Source organism: Nitrospira japonica (assembly GCF_900169565.1).
Taxonomy (GTDB): Bacteria; Nitrospirota; Nitrospiria; order Nitrospirales; family Nitrospiraceae; genus Nitrospira_C; species Nitrospira_C japonica_A.
The window spans coordinates 1,461,091-1,479,984 of the sequence record NZ_LT828648.1 but is presented as its reverse complement, the minus strand read 5'-3'; the positions used below and the strand labels follow the sequence as shown (position 1 = coordinate 1,479,984).

Annotated in this window: 20 protein-coding genes; 8 read left to right on the top strand and 12 right to left on the bottom strand. The window is 60.7% G+C overall.

Annotation, left to right across the window (positions count from 1 at the left end; translation table 11 throughout):
• Window positions 1-49: 49 nt before the first annotated feature.
• On the bottom strand, window positions 50-535 hold the full coding sequence (locus tag NSJP_RS07095; protein WP_080886216.1) for a hypothetical protein: 486 nt from the start codon (window positions 533-535) through the stop codon (window positions 50-52).
• Window positions 536-620: 85 nt separating this feature from the next.
• Here NSJP_RS07095 and NSJP_RS07090 point away from each other — a divergent pair, with 85 nt between their 5' ends.
• On the top strand, window positions 621-965 hold the full coding sequence (locus tag NSJP_RS07090) for a hypothetical protein (RefSeq protein WP_155969964.1): 345 nt from the start codon (window positions 621-623) through the stop codon (window positions 963-965).
• On the opposite strand, the gene NSJP_RS07085 is transcribed toward NSJP_RS07090, so the two are convergent.
• On the bottom strand, window positions 955-1,572 hold the full coding sequence (locus NSJP_RS07085; protein WP_080886214.1) for a hypothetical protein: 618 nt from the start codon (window positions 1,570-1,572) through the stop codon (window positions 955-957). The genes NSJP_RS07090 and NSJP_RS07085 overlap by 11 nt on opposite strands.
• Window positions 1,573-1,841: 269 nt before the next feature.
• Here NSJP_RS07085 and NSJP_RS07080 point away from each other — a divergent pair, with 269 nt between their 5' ends.
• Window positions 1,842-2,555, top strand: coding sequence for a class I SAM-dependent methyltransferase (locus NSJP_RS07080; protein ID WP_172834217.1), 714 nt, complete (start codon window positions 1,842-1,844; stop codon window positions 2,553-2,555).
• Between the two features lie 124 nt (window positions 2,556-2,679).
• Here NSJP_RS07080 and NSJP_RS07075 read toward each other — a convergent pair whose 3' ends face one another.
• Entirely contained in the window at window positions 2,680-3,513 is an 834-nt protein-coding gene (locus NSJP_RS07075) for a hypothetical protein (protein ID WP_155969962.1), read from the bottom strand.
• Between the two features lie 110 nt (window positions 3,514-3,623).
• Complete coding sequence (locus NSJP_RS07070) at window positions 3,624-4,127, bottom strand: hypothetical protein (protein ID WP_080886211.1); 504 nt, start codon at window positions 4,125-4,127, stop codon at window positions 3,624-3,626.
• 121 nt (window positions 4,128-4,248) lie between these two features.
• Between NSJP_RS07070 and NSJP_RS07065 the strand changes: the two genes are divergently transcribed.
• From NSJP_RS07065 to panC, 4 genes are all read left to right on the top strand, one after another.
• Window positions 4,249-4,929 carry a type 1 glutamine amidotransferase gene (locus NSJP_RS07065; RefSeq protein WP_080886210.1) on the top strand — a complete coding sequence of 227 codons (681 nt, stop codon included), beginning with the start codon at window positions 4,249-4,251 and terminating at the stop codon, window positions 4,927-4,929.
• An 84-nt stretch (window positions 4,930-5,013) separates the two neighbouring features.
• Window positions 5,014-6,189: an LL-diaminopimelate aminotransferase gene (locus NSJP_RS07060; RefSeq protein WP_080886209.1), complete on the top strand. Its 1,176-nt coding sequence runs from the start codon at window positions 5,014-5,016 to the stop codon at window positions 6,187-6,189.
• Between the two features lie 18 nt (window positions 6,190-6,207).
• Window positions 6,208-6,762, top strand: coding sequence for a 2-amino-4-hydroxy-6-hydroxymethyldihydropteridine diphosphokinase (folK, locus tag NSJP_RS07055; protein ID WP_080886208.1), 555 nt, complete (start codon window positions 6,208-6,210; stop codon window positions 6,760-6,762).
• Window positions 6,759-7,643 (top strand): pantoate--beta-alanine ligase, encoded by an 885-nt coding sequence (panC, locus tag NSJP_RS07050; RefSeq protein ID WP_080886207.1) that lies wholly within the window; start codon window positions 6,759-6,761, stop codon window positions 7,641-7,643. The genes folK and panC overlap by 4 nt, the downstream gene beginning before the upstream one ends.
• Before the next feature lie 6 nt (window positions 7,644-7,649).
• Here the strand turns inward: panC and NSJP_RS07045 are convergent, their stop codons facing one another.
• The 6 genes from NSJP_RS07045 to NSJP_RS07020 form a co-directional block, all read right to left on the bottom strand.
• Entirely contained in the window at window positions 7,650-8,156 is a 507-nt protein-coding gene (locus NSJP_RS07045) for a PilZ domain-containing protein (RefSeq protein ID WP_080886206.1), read from the bottom strand.
• A gap of 34 nt (window positions 8,157-8,190) precedes the next feature.
• Entirely contained in the window at window positions 8,191-8,601 is a 411-nt protein-coding gene (locus tag NSJP_RS07040) for a pyrophosphohydrolase domain-containing protein (RefSeq protein ID WP_080886205.1), read from the bottom strand.
• Window positions 8,591-9,979 carry a DNA recombination protein RmuC gene (gene rmuC / locus NSJP_RS07035; protein WP_080886204.1) on the bottom strand — a complete coding sequence of 463 codons (1,389 nt, stop codon included), beginning with the start codon at window positions 9,977-9,979 and terminating at the stop codon, window positions 8,591-8,593. The genes NSJP_RS07040 and rmuC overlap by 11 nt, the downstream gene beginning before the upstream one ends.
• 160 nt (window positions 9,980-10,139) lie before the next feature.
• Window positions 10,140-12,758, bottom strand: a complete 2,619-nt coding sequence (locus NSJP_RS07030; protein WP_080886203.1) for a PEP/pyruvate-binding domain-containing protein — start codon at window positions 12,756-12,758, stop codon at window positions 10,140-10,142.
• A gap of 14 nt (window positions 12,759-12,772) precedes the next feature.
• Window positions 12,773-14,110: a glycerate kinase type-2 family protein gene (locus tag NSJP_RS07025; RefSeq protein ID WP_080886202.1), complete on the bottom strand. Its 1,338-nt coding sequence runs from the start codon at window positions 14,108-14,110 to the stop codon at window positions 12,773-12,775.
• Window positions 14,111-14,220: 110 nt separating this feature from the next.
• Window positions 14,221-15,288 carry a lytic transglycosylase domain-containing protein gene (locus NSJP_RS07020; protein WP_080886201.1) on the bottom strand — a complete coding sequence of 356 codons (1,068 nt, stop codon included), beginning with the start codon at window positions 15,286-15,288 and terminating at the stop codon, window positions 14,221-14,223.
• A gap of 137 nt (window positions 15,289-15,425) precedes the next feature.
• Here NSJP_RS07020 and NSJP_RS07015 point away from each other — a divergent pair, with 137 nt between their 5' ends.
• A complete protein-coding gene (locus tag NSJP_RS07015; protein ID WP_080886200.1) occupies window positions 15,426-16,118 on the top strand; it encodes a uracil-DNA glycosylase in 693 nt (230 codons plus the stop codon).
• 79 nt (window positions 16,119-16,197) lie between these two features.
• Here NSJP_RS07015 and fsa read toward each other — a convergent pair whose 3' ends face one another.
• Window positions 16,198-16,848: a fructose-6-phosphate aldolase gene (gene fsa, locus NSJP_RS07010; protein WP_080886199.1), complete on the bottom strand. Its 651-nt coding sequence runs from the start codon at window positions 16,846-16,848 to the stop codon at window positions 16,198-16,200.
• Between the two features lie 194 nt (window positions 16,849-17,042).
• Between fsa and NSJP_RS07005 the strand changes: the two genes are divergently transcribed.
• Window positions 17,043-17,354 carry a hypothetical protein gene (locus tag NSJP_RS07005; RefSeq protein WP_080886198.1) on the top strand — a complete coding sequence of 104 codons (312 nt, stop codon included), beginning with the start codon at window positions 17,043-17,045 and terminating at the stop codon, window positions 17,352-17,354.
• Window positions 17,355-18,073: 719 nt separating this feature from the next.
• Here the strand turns inward: NSJP_RS07005 and dapB are convergent.
• Entirely contained in the window at window positions 18,074-18,877 is an 804-nt protein-coding gene (gene dapB, locus NSJP_RS06995; protein ID WP_080886196.1) for a 4-hydroxy-tetrahydrodipicolinate reductase, read from the bottom strand.
• Window positions 18,878-18,894: the final 17 nt, after the last annotated feature.

Below are 18,894 nucleotides of genomic sequence, written 5' to 3'. Positions count from 1 at the left end.
GTATCTTGCAAGCGAACGACGCTTCACGAGATACGCGTCACTTGCTCCTTCAGTAGCCCGTTTTCGCTCCGGTACCGTCGTGCTGGTATCGGCCGCTATAGGCCGACATCTGATCCGACAATACTTTCCACTCATCCGCCGTCATCAGCTCCTTCATCCTAAACCGCTGTCCCAGAACCGTCGTGGCGGTGCGCATCCGTTGGTTGTTGGCCTCGTCCAAGATCTTCATGAACTCTTCCGGCGCAGCCGCGTAGTTCGCGTTCAGCGCAAAGAGCTGCTGATGGTACGCACGTTCCTGCTCGCGTCCCGCCTTGAGCTCCGTGATGATATCGCCGACGATGCCCTTGACCCGTTTAGCCTTGTCCTGATCGTTTACCGTCCGATCGACCAATGCGGCCATCTCCTGTTGGCCTTTTTGCCAATAGGCCTCGCCCTTCCCGTGATCCATCATGCCGTGATGATGTCTTGCGGCTGAACACCCGCTCAAAACAGCCAATCCGATCAAACCCCACACCGCCCACGTCGCTTCCCGCATGGAAAACCTCCCAAGGAATATCCGAATGGGTCCTCATCGGACCGTTGTCACCGTGCGTCATCATACCGTATCATCGGCGTCACCGATGTCGGACTCGTCACCTGCCCCATCGCCATGGATTCAGCAACTCCGAGAGGAATTCCGCTCTCATCTGGAGACGTTTTACGGACGTCTGAAGCTCGCTCCTCCGTATGAAAGCGTGGAAAAGGCGATTCGAACGCTCACAGCAACGCTTCATGCGCTTCCGAAAGACGAACAGGCGCGGGTCGCGGCGGATCCGGCACTGAAGTGGTCGCAGTTCCGCCTGGCCTTCGAGGCCTCAGGCCTCAGCAAGAAACACCGCGGCATCATCGCCGGTTTGGCCCGAGACCGGGCGTCCGTCGATCTCTCCCAGGAGTACGACCAGCTCTTGTCTCTCTTCACGTCCTGAGGGAATTCTCGGCGTCGTCGAGCAGCTCGCCGTACACCTTCATCAAGCGGCTGTTTTCCAGCCGGTAGGAAAACACGACCGTGACGGCGCCGAAAGCGAGGACGAGCAGCCCGATTCCGAGAATCCCCGTCCCCATGAGTACCCCGGTAAACGAATTGAATCCGCCCTGCAGTGCATAGGTCACCAGGAACGCCGCGGTCCCGAGACTCACCAGCAGGAACCAGACGAGGGTGATGATGGCGGACGACCAGGGAATTCGCTTGACGCAGACGGCCGTGGCCTGCGGTGCATCGGCAGACAGGTGAACCAGACCTTTCAACGGCCAGGCGGTACGGAAGCTCATGGAAAACAGGTGGTATTGGGGACGAATGGCGATCTGACGGAGCTCCGGGTAGTACCGGGCGATCCCGTGCGGAAGCGAGAGCACGCCGTTCGCATCGAACCGCCGGCTCACGTGGACGACCCGATCAGCGGGAAACTGATCCAGGCTGCGCGCAATGCCGCAGCCGTAGCGGATGGCATCGGGCGTGAGTCTGATGAAGTAGAGCCAGTCTCCGAGAATCAACCCGAGGCAGAGTACACCGGCAAACAGACCAGCCAGGACCATGGGGCGTACCTATCCCACAGCGTTCGCGGTCGAATCAAGTCCGGGAGACCGCCGTCCTGGAATCGAACGACAAGAACCCTGCCTCGGAGCGAGTATTGTGTTGACTCAACCCCGCGAGTTGGATATGGTACGCCTGTTTTGGTTAGGCGGGTCCCTCGCTTCATTTCAGGCGCTCCGCCGTCATAAACGACAGATTCCACTGAATTCTGACGCAATCGATGCCTGCCTTCCCAAGCGGCAGGACACATGATGTCTGGGTTGGAGGAACTATGGATTTGCACAAGATCGAGCGGGTGTATACGTCCTATGCCGGAGTCTACGACAAGATTTTCGGGAAGGTGTTCCATGAAGGACGTGAATCCGCCATCCGCAACCTGAACGTCCAACCGAGCGAACGCATTCTCGAAGTCGGAGTCGGCACCGGCCTCGCTCTCCCCATGTACCCCCGTCATTGTCGGATCGTCGGTATCGATTTCTCCGAAGGCATGTTGGACGTCGCCAAGAAACGCGCGATCGAACACCAGATGGACCACGTCACCCTGCATCGCATGGACGCAGGCGCCATGGAATTCGAGGACAACAGTTTCGACACTGTCGTCGCCGCCTACGTCGTCACGGCCGTTCCCGATCATCGAAAATTGGTCAATGAAATGATTCGCGTCTGCCGGCCCGGTGGGCGCATCATCATGCTCAATCACTTCAGCAACGGGAACAAAGTCATCGCGGCGGTGGAGAAGGTCATTTCACCGTTGACCAAACACCTCGGATGGCGCACGGATTTGGCCCTGCATACGGTGCTGGAGGGAACGAACCTCCACGTCACGCGCAAACAGAACGTCAATCCGCTGCGGTTTTGGGCGTTGGTGGAATGCGTGAATCGGAAGCACGAAAGCGGCAGACCCCGCCTCAACGGGACGACGGTATTTTCCCCCAGCAGCGACAATCGCACCGCCGGTCATGCCAGCGAAGAAGCTCTTGCCTGAGCTGGGACGTTAAAGCGTTCCTCGGTTCTATACTCGCATTTTTCAGAGACTCGCCGCACGACTCGGCATCCGCCTGTTCCATCGGACGGCAGGTTTCGCATCCCTTCCCTGCGCGTTGTCCTTCCTAGTCTTCGAGAGGCTCCGGTCCGGTCAGGCGCCGGTGTTCCAGCGATTTCCAGTTCAGCCAATCGCCGCCGGGAATGATCGTATTACCCACCAGACAGCGGCCGCAGAAATGCCGCACTAGCAGATCCGCCGTACTGGAAAGAATCCGGCAGGCGGCGGGGCTTTGCGTTCCCGCTACGTGCAACACGATGCCGAATCCCGGACCGTCGACCGGCCCGTACAGCATGGCATGGACGCCACCGTCATCCGGTCGCTCAGGTTCGACGGCCGGCAGGAGATCCCCTTCCCACTGAACGGTCCCTTGGCGCCGGGTGGAAGCCTTGCTCTGCTTCCAGGTACAGGGCAAACCGGACTCCTCCAGGCCCTTCAGGAGCCATTCCACCGTCGGCCACTCTGCGACGGGACTTTGAAACGTCCATTGGGCCGGTTGATCCCGAAACGTCTCGTCGCGAAACGGTACCGCCACTTCCTCGAACTGGGCCTCATCGCAGACGACATAGAGTTCACCCTGCGGGTCGAACCAAAACCGTAACTTTCCGGCGGTACATTCAGCCTGGATCGTGCTCAGAGACGAACAGTCCGCGCCTTCCTGCTCGAAAATAGAAAAATCGGTCACTCCGGTCATCGTGAGCTTCGCCACACGTTCCATCTGCCGGAGTCGGTAGCGAACCACGACGGTGACGCTCGTGTCGGCCAGCACTTCGCGTGCGGATCCCTCGTCGAACAGCCGCCTCTTGGACATCTGAACGTCGGTGACGTACCCGCCCCGGAACCCTCCCGTATGACCCAAGAGCCACCGGAGGTCGTCGACCTGTTTAATGGATTGTTTCACAACGAAGATTGTATCGCAGCCGCAGGCGAACGACCAGCGGAGAAGCCGAACTACGCCGGGAACGCTTGACAACGACCGGTCGCATCGTCCACGGCGCAGAGAGTCCGCGATCATTCGCCGGCCAGGCGCCGGCGCGCCTCGCCCAGCAGGTCCCTCACCGCACCGACGGCCGTTTCCCACGGCGCTTTCGGGTCTGCTGCCTCATCGATCGTACCGCCCCGGCGAACGATGAATCGGGTGACGAGGCCTCTCAGCGGCGAATCGTAATTCAACATGGCGTAGGCCGATTCCAACCGAAGAAATGCGCTGGTCAAATAATACCCGACGGTCCAGTAGCGGGCCTCGCGCTCCTGGGCGTGCCCCATCGTCTGTTCCTTGACGACGAGATGGAGGAATTTTTTCGCATGACTGGCGTGCTCCTGCCAATCACGGGGGCTCTCGGCCAGAAAGACCGCGCGCCAGAGAGAAAACGTCACGCCGACGAGCAACTGGAGTGCGGCCCCAGGCTGCGAATCGGCCGACGGCGTTTCCGGAAACTCCTTCCAGAGTTCGAGCAGAAGCTCCTGGATCGCCGACCTGTTGTGGACCAGCCAATCAAGATCCGGTTCTTTCAAGATCCCTCCGCCGCGCGTCCCGTCAAGATGTCCCGAGGACGAACATTTCGGTTGCAGTCGGACGTGACTCGGGTTATGCCTTCCGGCACGCAGAGCGTAGTGCCGTCTTCTCGAGGTGTCAATGCGCGCCGTCTGTCTCCAGCACGTGCCGTTCGAAGGGCCGGGAGTTTTCGAAACGTCCCTCCGGCGGCGACGCGTCCTCCTGGAACGCCATCTCGTTCCTCAAGACGGCCTGCCGGACGATTCAGGTGATCTGCTGATCGTGATGGGAGGACCGATGTCGGCCAACGATTCCGATCCCTGGATCGCAAAGGAGACGGCGTTCATCCGAAAAGCGCTGCTGGCCGGCAACCCTGTGATCGGCGTCTGCCTGGGAAGTCAGTTCATGGCGAAGGCGCTCGGAGCGGTGGTACGGCCCGGCAAGGCATTGGAAATCGGCATGACGCCCGTTCGGCTCACCCCTGAGGCAACGTCCGACCCCGTCTTCAGCGGGTTGCCGAACTCATTCGATGTCTTCGAGTGGCACGGAGAGATCTTCGAGCTTCCCGAAAACTGCATGCCCCTGGCAGCGTCCGACATCGCCCTCCAGGCCTTTCGATACGGCGACCGGGCGTATGGGCTCCTGTTTCACCCGGAAATGGAGCGGGCTGGAATCGATCAACTGTGTCGCGAATGCGCCGTGGATCTGGCCCGGACCGGAATGACGGCCCAGCAGATCACGGAGGCCGCGTGGCCGCACCTGCCTGCCCTGCAGCGATTCGCCGACAGCCTGGTCGGCGCCTTGATCCCGTGCGAACGTTGATTGCCGGATCGTTCCTCTAGTAGTCTAGGGGCTCTTTTGGTCTGCCCCCTGTCCATTCTCGATTAGAAAAGGAGAGCATCAGCAATGGCTGGTTTCCCGATTGAAGTCGCCAATCGCATCAAGACACTCCCCCCCTATCTCTTTGCCGCCATCGACAAGATGAAACAAGAAGCGATTGCCCGGGGTGTGGACATCATCAATCTAGGAATCGGCGATCCGGATTTGCCGACGCCCGGCCCCATCATCGACAGCCTCGCGCAGGCCGCCAAGAATCCAAAGCACCACCAGTACCCTTCTTATGAGGGCATGCTGGCCTTTCGTAAAGCCGTTGCGGATTGGTACAAGCGGCGATTCAACGTGTCGCTCGATCCAGCCGATGAAGTCCTGACCCTGATCGGCTCCAAGGAAGGCATCGGGCACATCCACCTCGCGTTCGTCGATCCCGGCGACGTGGTGCTGGTACCGAGTCCGGGCTATCCGGTCTATCCCGTGGGAACCGGTTTCTCGGGCGGCGTCTCGCACATCATGCCATTGACGAAAGCCAACGGCTTCCTGCCTGATCTGAACGCGATCCCCAAGGAGGTCGCCCAAAAGGCCAAGCTGATGTGGCTGAACAGCCCGAACAATCCCACCTCCGTGATCATGACCAAGGACTATTTCAAACGTGTCGTCGAGTTTGCGCAGACATACCATGTGATCGTCTGCCACGACGCGGCCTATTCGGAAATTTTCTATGACGGGAAACGGCCTTCGAGTTTCCTCGAAGTCGACGGCGCGAAAGACGTCGGCGTGGAATTTCATTCGCTTTCGAAGACCTATAATATGACCGGCTGGCGCATCGGCTTTGTCGTCGGCAACAAGAGCGTGCTGGCGGGACTCGGGAAAGTGAAGAGCAACCTGGACTCGGGAGTCTTCGAAGCCGTGCAGGCGGCCGGCATCACCGCGCTCGGACTGGACGATACCGTTACCGACGGGCTCAGGAAGATCTATCAGGAGCGCCGCGACACGCTGGTGCCCGGCTTGAAGAAGCTCGGCCTGGAGGTCGATCCGCCTCCTGCCGCCTTCTATGTCTGGGTCACGGTTCCGAAAGGCTACACCTCCGCGTCGTTCACGGCTCATCTGCTGGAAAAGGCCGGGATCGTCACGACCCCGGGCAACGGATTCGGCACGCCGGGCGAAGGGTACATCCGGATGACCGTCTGTACGACGAAAGAACGACTGGCGGAGGCGGTGGAACGGATAAAGAAGGCCGGGTTTTAAACACTCAACGCTATTTGCATGAGCGAAACGGTCTACATCGGTTTCGGCTCCAATGTCGGCAATCGCATCGACTTGTGCGACCGCGCCGTCACGCTGTTGAGCCTGTTGCCGCACAGCCGCCTGTCGGGCGTGTCCTTGCTGTATGAGACGGAACCGGTGCAGGACGGCGCGCATCCCGGAGAGGGCTGGTTCTTGAACGGCGTCGTGCAGATTGAAACGGACATCACGCCGCACAGTCTGCTCTCCGTCCTCAGGGAAATCGAGCGATCACTGGGCCGCGACGAGTCCGACCGGGCCGGTCCCCGCACCATCGATCTCGATCTGCTGTTCTATGGAGACCGCGTGATCGACGAACCGGGATTGAGGGTCCCCCATCCGCGGCTTCACCAGCGGCGGTTCGTGTTGATTCCCCTCAATGAGCTCGATCCGCTTCTGGTCCATCCGACGATGGGACAGACCGTCAGCCGGCTCCTGTCCGACGTCAAGGATTCCTCCGACGTCCGCCTCCTGTTTCCTCAGCCGTCAACCCGATACGGCTCCCGCCCCTCGTGCAGTCCTCCTCCACACTCATGAAGATCATCCGCAATCTCCATGCGATGACCCTGTGGAGCGATCGCCTCCGGCGAGAGGGTGTGACGATCGGATTTGTCCCCACGATGGGGGCACTCCACGACGGCCACCGGGCTTTGATCCGCGCCGCGAGACTGCGGTGCGATGCCCTGGTCGTGAGTATTTTCGTGAATCCGGCGCAGTTCGGGCCCAAAGAAGACTTGTCGCGCTATCCACGCCCGATCGCGCGGGATCGCCGGTTGTGCCGAGCGGAGGGAGTCGACGTTTGTTTCGAACCCACACCAGCTGACATGTATTCGGAAAGGTTTCAAACCTCGGTGATGGTTCCGGAATTGGCCGGCCGCTGGGAAGGGACCGCCCGCCCGCATCACTTCGGAGGCGTCGCGACGGTCCTGGTGAAACTCTTCAGCTTGGTCCGTCCCCATCATGCGGTCTTCGGCCAGAAGGATTTCCAGCAGGCGGCGCTCGTGCGGCGGCTCATCGCGGATCTGAACCTGGCCGTCGGCCTCACGGTTCATCCGACGGTACGGGAACCGGACGGACTGGCTATGAGTTCACGCAACGTGTATCTGTCACCGGATCACCGCCGTCGCGCGCCGGTCCTGTACCGGGCATTATCGGCCGGGCGTCAGGCCATTCTGGACGGCCTGCGCGACGGCCGGCAGGTGGATCGCATCATGAAGCGGATGATGGCGGAAGACCGGATCGTGAGACCGGAATATCTGGCGGTCTGCGACGCCGCATCGCTCGAACCCCTGAAGAAGGTCTCCGGTTCGGTCGTCCTGTTGGGAGCGATCCGGATCGGCCGAGTCCGATTGATCGACAACGTCACGGTCGCGGTCCCATCGGCAGGATCGGCCCGGAGGGGACGGAGATCTGCTTAATGCGCGTTACACGTTCATGATCGGATTGGTCTGACTCACCAACAACCCGAGCACCACCTGGCTGAGACGCTCCTTGTCGGCCTGCTCCACCTCGAGAAACCGCAAGCCGACCGATGCGGGATGGATGGAGCAGACCATCGCCGTTTCGATCCGGATCTCCTCGCTCCCGGACGTCGGTTTCAGAACCAATTCCACAAAGGCGCCCTTGGCGAAACCGGTTCCCACGAGAGTGCACCCCGCCATTGAAATATCGGTGATGCGGTTGAGGAAGGGCGACTGCCGCTCGTCGAGGACTTGCGCCTCGATGGATGCGAAAAGCCGTTTGAACTCGCGACGGTCGAATGTCTGGGTATTTTGCCGGGCACCGGGATAGAAGGCGCGGAACCGGTTCGTGCACAGCTGGCACCGGAATGGAAACATGTTGAACCGGCTCAGAAGGCGTTCGACCGTTCCTTCGTGCGGAGTCACCCGGACAAATGGCGTTCCGCAATTTGGGCAGCGCAGAGACTTCATACCGGTCAGACGGCCTCCTCGGCAGTCATTGCGCTTATTGCAGCTTTCCCTCCGCTCTCAGGCCCTCCAGGATCGGACCGATGAGGGCGGGCGAATAGGTCGGCGGCTTCACCCACTTTCCATCCTCCCGCTTGTGTCCCCCGACTTTGCTCATGTTGGAACGGTGGACTTCTCGAAAGACCGGATCCATGTCGATGCCGTACGACACGGCGGTGCCGTAGACGACATACAACAGGTCCGCCAACTCTTTGGCGACCGCCGGCAAGTCGTCGCTTTCCAACGCCTCCCGCAGCTCGTCGAACTCTTCCTGAATCAGGCGAATGCGCAATTGCCGCGTGTCCGGACCGACCGCCGTCGGCGTCGAATTGGTCACGATGTCGAACATACGATGAAACGCTTCCACCATGGCCTGGGCATCGTGCATGGATTCGTCCTTATTCGTCATGAGGTAAAGTCCTGCGGGGGACGATCTCCATCGGCCCGAGCAGGGGAATATCCTTGTCGGAGGCGACCCCCAATTCTTTGAACCGCCGCGCGGCGGGAAGGATGCGCGTTTCCAGCGAGCCGACCGCCTTGTTATAGGCCGTCACGCTCCGGCCCAACGCCTGGCCGACGTCGTTCAGATGCTCGGCCAGCACCGCCATTCGCTCATAGAGGTCCTTCCCCAGCCGTCCAGCTTCTTCGGCGTGAGCGGTGAGCCGTTCCTGGCGCCACCCGTACGCGACCGCCCGCAACAACGCCATCAGCGTCGTCGGGGTCGCCAGCACCACGCCTTGCGCGAATCCATCCTCGATGAGTCCGGGATCCTGTTCGAGGGCCGCCCCGAGGAACTGCTCACCGGGAAGAAACAGCACGACGAATTCCGGCGCCTGCGCGAACTGGCTCCAATAGGCCTTGAGACTCAACTGGCCCATATGGGTCCGGACCTGGGCGGCGTGCCGCCGGAGCCCCTCGCGCCGCTGGTCCTCGCCGGACGCTTCGTAGGCGTCCAGATATCCGTTCAATGCGGCCTTGGCATCGACGACGATCTGCCGCCCTCCCGGAAGCTGCACGATCATGTCGGGGCGGAGGCGCCCGTCTTCCACGGCCACCGATTCTTGTTCGGTGAAATCGCAATGCGCGACCATTCCAGCCAGTTCTACCACGCGCTTGAGCGTAATTTCCCCCCAACGACCCCGCACGGCGGGCGCACGCAGCGCGTTCACGAGATTGCCGGTTTCTTCCTTCAAGCGCTGCTGAGACTCGGCGAGCAATTTCATATGTTGATCCAAGCCGCCGTACGCGGCCTGACGGGACTGCTCCATCGCGCGCAGTTGTTCATCGTACCGGTGCAGCGACTCGGTCAACGGCCTCACGAGTTCGTCGATGGCCTGCTGCCGCTGCGCCAGATCGCCTTTGGCCTCCGTTTGCAGCGTCTCGTAGGTTGCCTTGGCGAGGCTCAGGAATGCTTCGTTGTTGTGTTTGAGTGCCTCGCCCGACAGGGCACGGAAAGAGTCCGCCAATTCCTGGCGCGCCTGGGACAGCAGGGTCTTTTGCTCTTCGGCATGCCTGAACGCCTCAGCCGCCCGAGTCTCCGCAATGGCGCAGGAACGGGACATGTCCTGGAATTCCTGCCGGAGTCGACCATGTTCGGTCTGTTCGGTCTCGCGCTGCCGCCGCAGCTCTTCCGACAGAGTTTCGGCACGCTGGGCTCGTTCACTGATTGAAGTCAGTTGGCCGTGGAAGACGGAACGCAGTTTGGCGGACACCGCCAACCACGCGATAACGGATCCGACGACGGCTCCGACGGCAAGACCCAAGCTGAAGGGGATGCTCTCAATCATCGAACGTGATCCGCGGGACCATCGTGGGTATTACCGAACGACGAGTTGGACGTTGTGGTGATGATGAAGAGGACTGCGTTTGAGCGTACGGAAATTCCAATCAAAGGTCAAGCACGCACAACTAGAGTCATTCGGCTCTAGCGAGGTTTCATCACGGCAATCAATTGCCGGCAGCGGAGTCGATGTGCACCTGTCCTGAACCGCCGTCCACCTGGACCCGTTCACCATCCTTCAGCAGACCGACGATACCGGACACGTTGGCGACGGCAGGCAGCCCATATTCCCGGGCGATGATCGCTCCGTGCGACAAGGTGCCGCCCATTTCTGCCACCAGCCCCGCCGCAATGCCGAAGAGAGGTGCCATGCCGGGATCGATGACCGGCGCCACGATGATGTCTCCAGGCCTCACCTTGGGCCAATCCGCCATCGACCGAACCAGGCGGGCAGGCCCGATCACCGTGCCGGTGCTGATCGGCGTTCCTCGTAAGCTGCCGTCGGTCGGCCCGGACTCCCCGCCTGTTCTGTTCTGGCTGTTGCGGATCGTATCGGGCATCTGCACCGCCAGCCACCGCAGGCGATCCGCTTTGCGCAGACGCACGGTTTCTTTCCAGTCGCGTTCCGCCGCCGAAAGTACGGATGCCCGCTCTTCCAATGTGAGATAAAACACGTCATCGGGGGCAGCAAGCGTCCCGCGCGCCGCCAGGCAGGCACCAAACCGCAACAACAAGTTCCTGACCGCCGCGGAATAGTACATGAGATGGTGGCGGTTGGCTTCGCGCAGAGCGAGGAACCGACAGAGGCGGCGGTAGCACCAGAGAAACACCGCCAGCCGATCCAGCCGCCAGCCCAGTCTGGCGCGGATCGTCTCCAGGGCGGCGGCACGCGTCGCACGCTGTCGGGCGACGATGTCTTCCGGCCGGGCGACAGGACCGCTCAGTTGGACTCGAACGACGTCGAGCACCACGTCCGGCCGGTCGGCAAACCGCGGAGACATTACGTCGGACTCCCCTGTCCCCCGATGGCCAAACTCCTCCAGATACCGGTCAAAGCGTGCGAGAAACGGCGAACGCGGGGCCTGCCGCCGGAGCGTCGCCAGATCCCACTTCTCGTTCACGATGCCATGGAGCAATGTCTCGTCCTGACGGACGGCCGCCACCAATTCCGCCACCCTGTGGATCTGTTGGGCGCTGATGACCGTGCCCTTCCCCTGCAAGGCCGCGTTGAGCAGACCTCGCCAATCCTCGCCCAGCCACTCGGGCAAAAGCGTGCTGAAGGTCTGCAGACATTGTCCGACGCCGAGCACGATCCCAAAGGTCATTTCCTGACGGTCGAGTCTGCGGCCCAGTTCTTCCAAGTGCCGGTCAAGATCGTCTGCCTTCCAGTCCCGGATGTTGTCAGGCTGATATCGCAATGCCTGTTGCTTCATGTCCGCAAAGTAGCGGGGGGAATCGGAAACGGCTCGCTTCATTTCGCGCCACATCAGCCGGACGGCGCGCAGACGCACGAGTGGTCCGAGCACCGATTCCGGCTGAACGATCGAGACAGGCTCCCCGCCCATCTGCTCGGCATTCAACGAAGGATCGCCTCCCAACTGCAAAATGAGACTGTGGAAGAGCGTGGTGTTGATGTAGGGACGCCCGTGGAAGGCGCGAACGGAGCACGCTCCTTCAGGAATCCGGCACCCCAAACGCCGATAGTGCTTGATGATATAGGCATCCATGAAGCGCTCAAGAAACGAGAGTCCGATCGGACTCGGCACTTCCGGCATGGTTTCCTTGAGATTGGCTCTCGACCATTCCCACTCGCCGGCAGACGTCTGCCCGCCCCCGACGGCGACCGTTACAGGTCTGGCCTGAAGCAGCCAGAGGCCTTGTTGATCGATGGCCCATTCGACGTCGGCGGGATGTCCGAGCAACGCTTCGATCCGTTTCGTCACTGCGGCGAGTTCGATCAATTGCCGGTCGGACATCGACGAAGACGCGCCGGCGTCGTGTGGGAGAGGTTCAGTCCGCAGTCCGTCCGGTCCCACCCGCAAGGCCGAAGACTTCACAATAATGTCGCGTGTGATCACCGCATCGCCGGTCGCCGGAGACTCCGTACGGACGACGTAGTGATCGGGCGTCGCCGTTCCATCGACGAGCGGGGCACCCAATCCAGGCAGGGCATCCACGACGATATGGTTCTCGCCGGTGACGGGATCGATCGAGTAGGCTACGCCGGCAACCGTCGCATCGAGCATCGGTTGAATGACAACGGCCATTTCCGGGAGCGACGATGCCTCCGCAGTCTTCCGATGATAGGCCAGCACCCGCTCTTCCCAGAGAGAGGACCACAGGTCCTGAACCGCGGCCAGGATGCCGGAGAAGCGGATACCGAGATGCGTGCGATACAGCCCCGCGAAGCTCGCCTGCATTGCGTCTTCGTTCGTCGCCGAAGATCGCACCGCCCACAATGTGGCTTCGTTCAATCCGAGATTCAGAACGGAGGTCTCAAGCTCATGACGAAGATCTCCCGGCCAGGGAGCCTTCAGAATACGCAGGCGCAGGTCACGGGCAAGCGGCGCCCGATCGCCTCCGGACAGCGCAGCTGCACGCAGCGAATCGACGGCCCCGGTGAGGCCGGCTTGTCTGAGGAATTCCCGGTAGAACGCGGTGGTCGCGCAGAGCCCGGATGGAACAGACATGTCGGCGGCGATCAGCTGCGCCAGGCCCCGGGCCTTGCCCCCGGCCAGTGAGGAATCCGTACAGGCGGCAAGGGGAAGAACCAGCGGACGCTCCATCGTCGGGATAGTACCTAGAAGACGAGCAGGACGTAAAGATCGTTGACGTTGGTGCCCGTGGGACCGGTCATGATGTGAGCCCCCAGGCGCTTTAGTATGGGATAGGTATTATTCTGCTTCAGCGCCGCATTGAGATCGATGCCGTTTCGAAGGGCTTGCGCCGCAGTCTGTCCACTCACGAGCGCACCAGCCGCGTCGGTCGGACCGTCCGTCCCATCGGTACCAACCGCCGCGACCCACACATTTGGAAGCCCGGCAATGGCCTGCGCCGCCGCGACGGCAAACTCCTGCGCTCGGCCTCCCCGTCCCTGGCCTGACACCGTCACGGTCGTTTCTCCCCCGGTGATGACACAGCAGGGTTTGCGGCCAGGTTTGACATGGCGGCGGAGATCCCGTGCCATGGCCCCGAATTCCGCTCCTGCCAAACGCGCCTCACCGGTCAAGTTGATTGAATGGATCACGGTCCTGAAGCCGGCCTCTCGAGCGGCGCGCGCCGCCTCCGACACCGCCAATGCGCCGCTCCCGATCAACACGTTGAGCACATGCCTGAAGCAGGGCGCGCCGGTCTTCGGCGTTTCTACTTCCAAGCCGCGGCACCCCCTATCCAAATGCTTCCGCATCGAGGGAGACACGGAAGACCAGAGTCGGCGGCGCTTCAGACACAGGACCGCTTGACGAAACGTGGAGGGATCGGGGGCCGTCGGACCGGACGCAATGGCGCTGACATCGTCGCCAAGTACGTCGGACAGGATCAGGGTGACGATTCTGGCGGAGGTCATCGCCGCAAGCCTGCCCCCTTTAAGGGCCGAGAGGTGCTTGCGCACGGTATTGACCTCCTGGATGCCTGCTCCGCTTCGCAACAGCCGCCTGGTCACCCGTTGCTTGTCGGACAAGCTAATGCCGGGGACGGGCGCGGGCAACAGACTGGAGGCGCCGCCCGAAAGCAACACAATCAGGAGATCGCGCTTGGACAGCGTGGATGCCGCGCGCATCAGCCGCCGTGCGGCGTGGAATCCGGCACGGTCAGGATAGGGATGGCCGGCTTCATAGACCACGATGCGTCGCGTCGGAACTGCATGGCCGTACTTGACGACCACGAGTCCGCCCTCCAGCCGGTTGCCCAGCAACCGTTCCAGCGCGCGGGCCATCGACGCTGCGGCCTTCCCCGCACCGAGTACGACTACCCGGTCATATCGTCGGAGGTCGAATCGGCGGGATGCGATTGTCAGCACGTCGCCGCGCCTGCCGACGGCGCGCTTGACGGCCGCCCCGCCCTCCGCGACATTGATCGCTCGTCCGAGTACTCGCTTGAGGAGAGTGCTGACCGGAGATGTGGGCAGTCGAATCGTCATAAACCTGCGTCCCGAGCGGTCAGAGGCCCACTCGGGGGGTGAGCCGAGCCGGGACGTCGGATAGGATGACGGTTTCGGAGCAAAAACGGAAGCTCGGCCGCCATTCCGGCTTAGGGGGTTTTCTCCTGTTTGAAACACCGGCTTGGACAGGTCTGGCGGGGGACTCGAATCTGATAGACCCCGTGCGGAAGCACATCCTTCTTGAACTCGGGATTCAGCATTCGCAATTCCAAATAGTACGTCCCGAACTCCTCGGCGATGGAAGTCAGCGCCCGCTGAGACTCCTTCACGGTCACGGTCACCGTTTCAGTCTCCAGGGGGAGATACAAATCCTTCTTGCTCAGTCCCAGATACTTCTCCGGCTGGGAATAGATTTCCTTGGCGGCGATGATTCGGGGAACATAACGCATGGTTTCCCGAGGGCCGTGCATTCGCCAGTAGTCGTTGATCTTTTGATCCTTCAATAGTTTGCGGACCCGTTCCTCTCCCGCGTTGTAGGAAGCCATGGCCAGAAACCAGTCGTTCTGCTGGAAGTCTTTCAAGTACTTGAGGTACTTGACTGCCGCTTCCGTGGACATTTCCAGGTTCCGTCGGTCGTCGCGGACCGAGTCGCTCTTGAGCCGGTAGCGACGCCCGGTCGAAGGAATAAATTGCCACGGACCGGAGGCTTTGGCGCGCGAATAGGCCGCGGCAATGCACTTGCTCTCGACCAACAGCATGTATTTGAGATCGTCGGGCAGTCCAGCTTCCGCGAGTTGCTTCTCGGCCGGAGGGAAGCAGCGCCCCATGCGCTTGGCGAGGATAATGCTTTCGCCCTGGTCCTCGAGAAACTGGTAAAATTCGTATTCGATGCGTTCCCGAACTTGCCAGTTGTCCATGGGAATCGGTTGCCCCGCGAACGTCAATTTATCGGGCAGCTTGAACGAACTGAGAAAAAACCGCTCTCCTTCCCGCTTGATCTCGGGCAGAATAACCAGACGCTCTTCCGGCTCCATTTGCCCGTCAATGACCTCGCCCGGGAGCAGATCACGCTCCGACTCTCCATTGGCGCCCAGGCGCGGCATCCCTTCCTTTGGCGTGACCGGGTCGGACTCGGCCCAGGCACCGGAGACAAGAAACAGTCGTACGCCCATCACAAGCGGAAGCAGGTACAGGAACCGACGACGCCACCGTGCCATAACGCAATGTTCTCCAGGTTGAACGGACGATTCACGAATAATTTTCCATGCTAACAGCAAGCCTCTTGAGCGGCAAGCAGTTCGATGTTCGCCGCGCCTGGCGGACAATCGCGGTCACCTGATACACTCCCAACGCCATGCGCTCGCTCACGGTGCTGAACAATCGAATCGCCTCCTGCACCGCCTGCCGGCGGCTGGTCGACTATCGGCAGGCGATCGCGCGGACGAAGAGAAGACAGTTTCAAGACTGGACCTATTGGGGACGGCCGGTTCCTGGGTTCGGCGACGCCAAGGCACGGTTGTATGTATTGGGGCTGGCTCCCGCCGCCCACGGAGGGAATAGGACCGGTCGGGTGTTTACGGGAGATCGCAGCGGCGACTGGCTGTACGAGGCGTTGCATCGCTTCGGATTCGCGAACCAGGCGCTTTCCCAGCATCGATCTGACGGACTCGCCTTGTCGGACGCCTATATCGGCGCCACGGTTCGTTGTGCGCCGCCGGACAACAAACCCGCGCCGGATGAATTCGACGCCTGCCGGACCTTCCTTCGCGAGGAAATCCGGCTGTTGCGAAATGTGCAGGTGATCGTCGCGCTCGGCAAGATCGCCTTCGACCATTACCTGAAGACCTGCAGACAAGAGGGTTTCATACCTCCGTCTCCGCTACCCCTCTTCGGCCATGGACGGGAATACCTCATGCCCTGGCGCGTCACGCTGATCGGATCGTATCATCCGAGCCAGCAGAATACGTTCACGGGAAAACTGACGAGACCGATGTTCCATGCCATCTTCCGCCGGGCCAAACAGATCATCGATTGGCACGGGCCCTGATCCACGGCTCGAAGGCTTAGCGCGGTCCTCTCCTGAGCGAAAGGACCGCACCATGTCTGGCTACCATGTCTAGCGGAAACTATTTCTTTTTATTTTGAGACTCCCAATCGGCCAAGAACTTCTTCAGGCCGGCGTCGGTGAGGGGATGCTTTACCATCTGCTGGAAGATGGTAAAGGGCATCGTACAGATGTGACCGCCCGCCAAAGCCGCTTCGACCACGTGCTGGGGATGACGCACGCTCGCCACGAGGACATACGTTTTGTAGTCGTAATTCTTGTAGATCGTGATGATCTGGCGGATGAGTTCCATCCCGTTCGAACTGATGTCATCGAGCCGTCCGATGAAGGGCGAAACGCACCAAGCCCCGGCCTTTGCGGCCAGAAGGGCCTGTGTCGGAGAAAAGCACAGGGTGACATTGACGCGGATGCCTTCCGCGGTCAACCGCTTGGTGGCTTTGAGTCCCTCGGCAATCAGGGGAATCTTCACGACGATGTTCTTGTGGATTTTCGCAAGTTCCCGCCCCTCCTTGACCATCGCGTCCGCCTCGATGCTGACGACTTCGGCGCTGATCGGGCCGTCCACGATGTTGCAGATTTCGACCAGGACTTCTCGAAACACACGGCCTTCCTTGGCTACGAGGGAAGGGTTGGTCGTGACTCCGTCCAGCAAGCCGAGGCTTGCCGCCTCCTGGATTTCTTTCACGCTGGCTGTATCGAGATAGAATTTCATGGCGTGATCCTTTCATGGCAAATAAACCAGGTCCACTGTGACGCTGCCCCGCCCTCGACACGACTTTCCATTGTAGGGAGAACGTCAGGGCCGCCGCAACCGCGCAACGCCGTTTGACAGCCCATGCACCGGCGGCTACAATTCGCCGCGTCGTGTTCTACTTCACGGTCTTCTCTTACCGAGGAGAGTTCCTTATGAAACGTTTGCTCTGGCTTCCGGCGCTCTGCATGCTTCTCACTGCCTGCGGTGGCGACAACCCCTATCTGGAAGCTTCGCTGAAGCCGGCGGAGATGCAAGGCAAGGACAAGGCCTGGTTCGAGAAGAATTGGGGAGCGCCGGACGGGAAGTCCCCGCGTTTCTTCGGAGGTGAAACCTGGACCTACTATCGCATCGCCGGAGGTAAGACCAGCGCGCCGCTGTTCAATTTCTCGCCCAATCAGTGTCAGATCACCTTGAAATTCGACAAAGAAGAGAAGCTGTCGGACTACAGCTATTCCGGCTGTTAGCTCGCCATTTGTTTTTGAAACTTATCGGCGCAGCTTCGTCCACAAAAGCAATACGTTTGCCCTCCGATGACCTCAGTGACTGCCGTTCCGCGCGGAACAAATACGTGACAGACGGGATCCTGCACCATCTGGTTCTTATCAGCCGGTAACCGGTCCGGGGCCCCACGTCCCTTGAGCTCACGCACGGCACTCCGGATGAGAAAATAGAGGATGATCAACAGGATAAGGATGAAAATTATTCTATACATAGGGGGATGACAGCCTCAGACCCACAATCCTATGGGACGAGAGATACCGTGTCAAGAATCGTGACGGCAGATATCCTCAGCAATGCTCCTAGTCTTGTTGTCCTTCTTCCATAGAGCAAAGGGCCTAGACGTAGGGCCGCTTGGGGCTTTTGTTCGCGACAAGCCCAGTACTTCTGATGGATATGCATCCATTTTCTGGAATGCTAGAGTGCGCGCATGAAGACTTGTGACAAATGTCGTGGAACAATGTTGCCGGAACGGGCGGTGGACTTGGATGCCGGGTTGGCGATCACCGTGTTTGCCTGTTTGAACTGTGGCCGCCGGAAGGCTGCAGACCAAGAGCCGCGTCCCCTGACGGCGAGACATTGAGATCGACCTGACCGGCAAGACCGACGATCCCTCGCGGGGGCCCACTGCGGCCTTCCGTGGGGACATCCCAACGATGCTGTTGAGGTGGCGCGCTCCGTCAACTCAACGCAATCCCAGCACATCCATCATATCGTACAAACCTGGCTGCCGCCCAGCCACCCAGCCAGCCGCACGAAGAGCTCCACTCGCGAAGGTATCCCGGCTGCTGGCCCGATGGATGACTTCGATCCGTTCGCCTATGCCTCCGAAGAGAACGGTATGGTCGCCGACGATGTCGCCCGCACGGACTGTCTGAATCCCGATCTCCGTGTTCTTGCGCTCACCGATCAATCCCTTCCGTTCGTATACCCCCACCTGCGCAAGGTTCCGGCCGACGGCGTCCGCCAGGACTTCGGCCAACTTTAATGCTGTGCCGCTTGGCGCGTCCTTCTTGAGCCGGTGATGCGCTTCAATCACCTCAATATCGTACCCATCGCCCAGCGTTTTCGCCATCTCTGCGATGACCTTGCAAATCAGGTTGACGCCGACGCTCATGTTGGGGGACAGCACGCAGGGAATCTGAGCGGCAAAGTCACGGATCTGTTGGATTTCGGAAGCCGAAAACCCGGTTGTCCCGATCACCATGGCCCGGCGGTGTTGCGCAACGACACGGAGATGGTCCAGCGTCGCGTGGGGAGAGGAAAAATCAACGACCACGTCGCCCCGTTCGAGCAGCAAGGGGAGGTCATCGGTAATGGGGACTCCCGCTCGTCCGCATCCGGCGATTTCTCCGGCATCCTGTCCCAGGGTCGGATGTTTGGCACCCTCGATCGCGCCGGCCAGCTTCAGGGTCGTCGATTCTTTCAGCAGGGAAACGAGGCGGCAGCCCATTCGCCCGGCAGCTCCTGCAATGATGACGTTGGTCATAGACGGTAGAATGGATC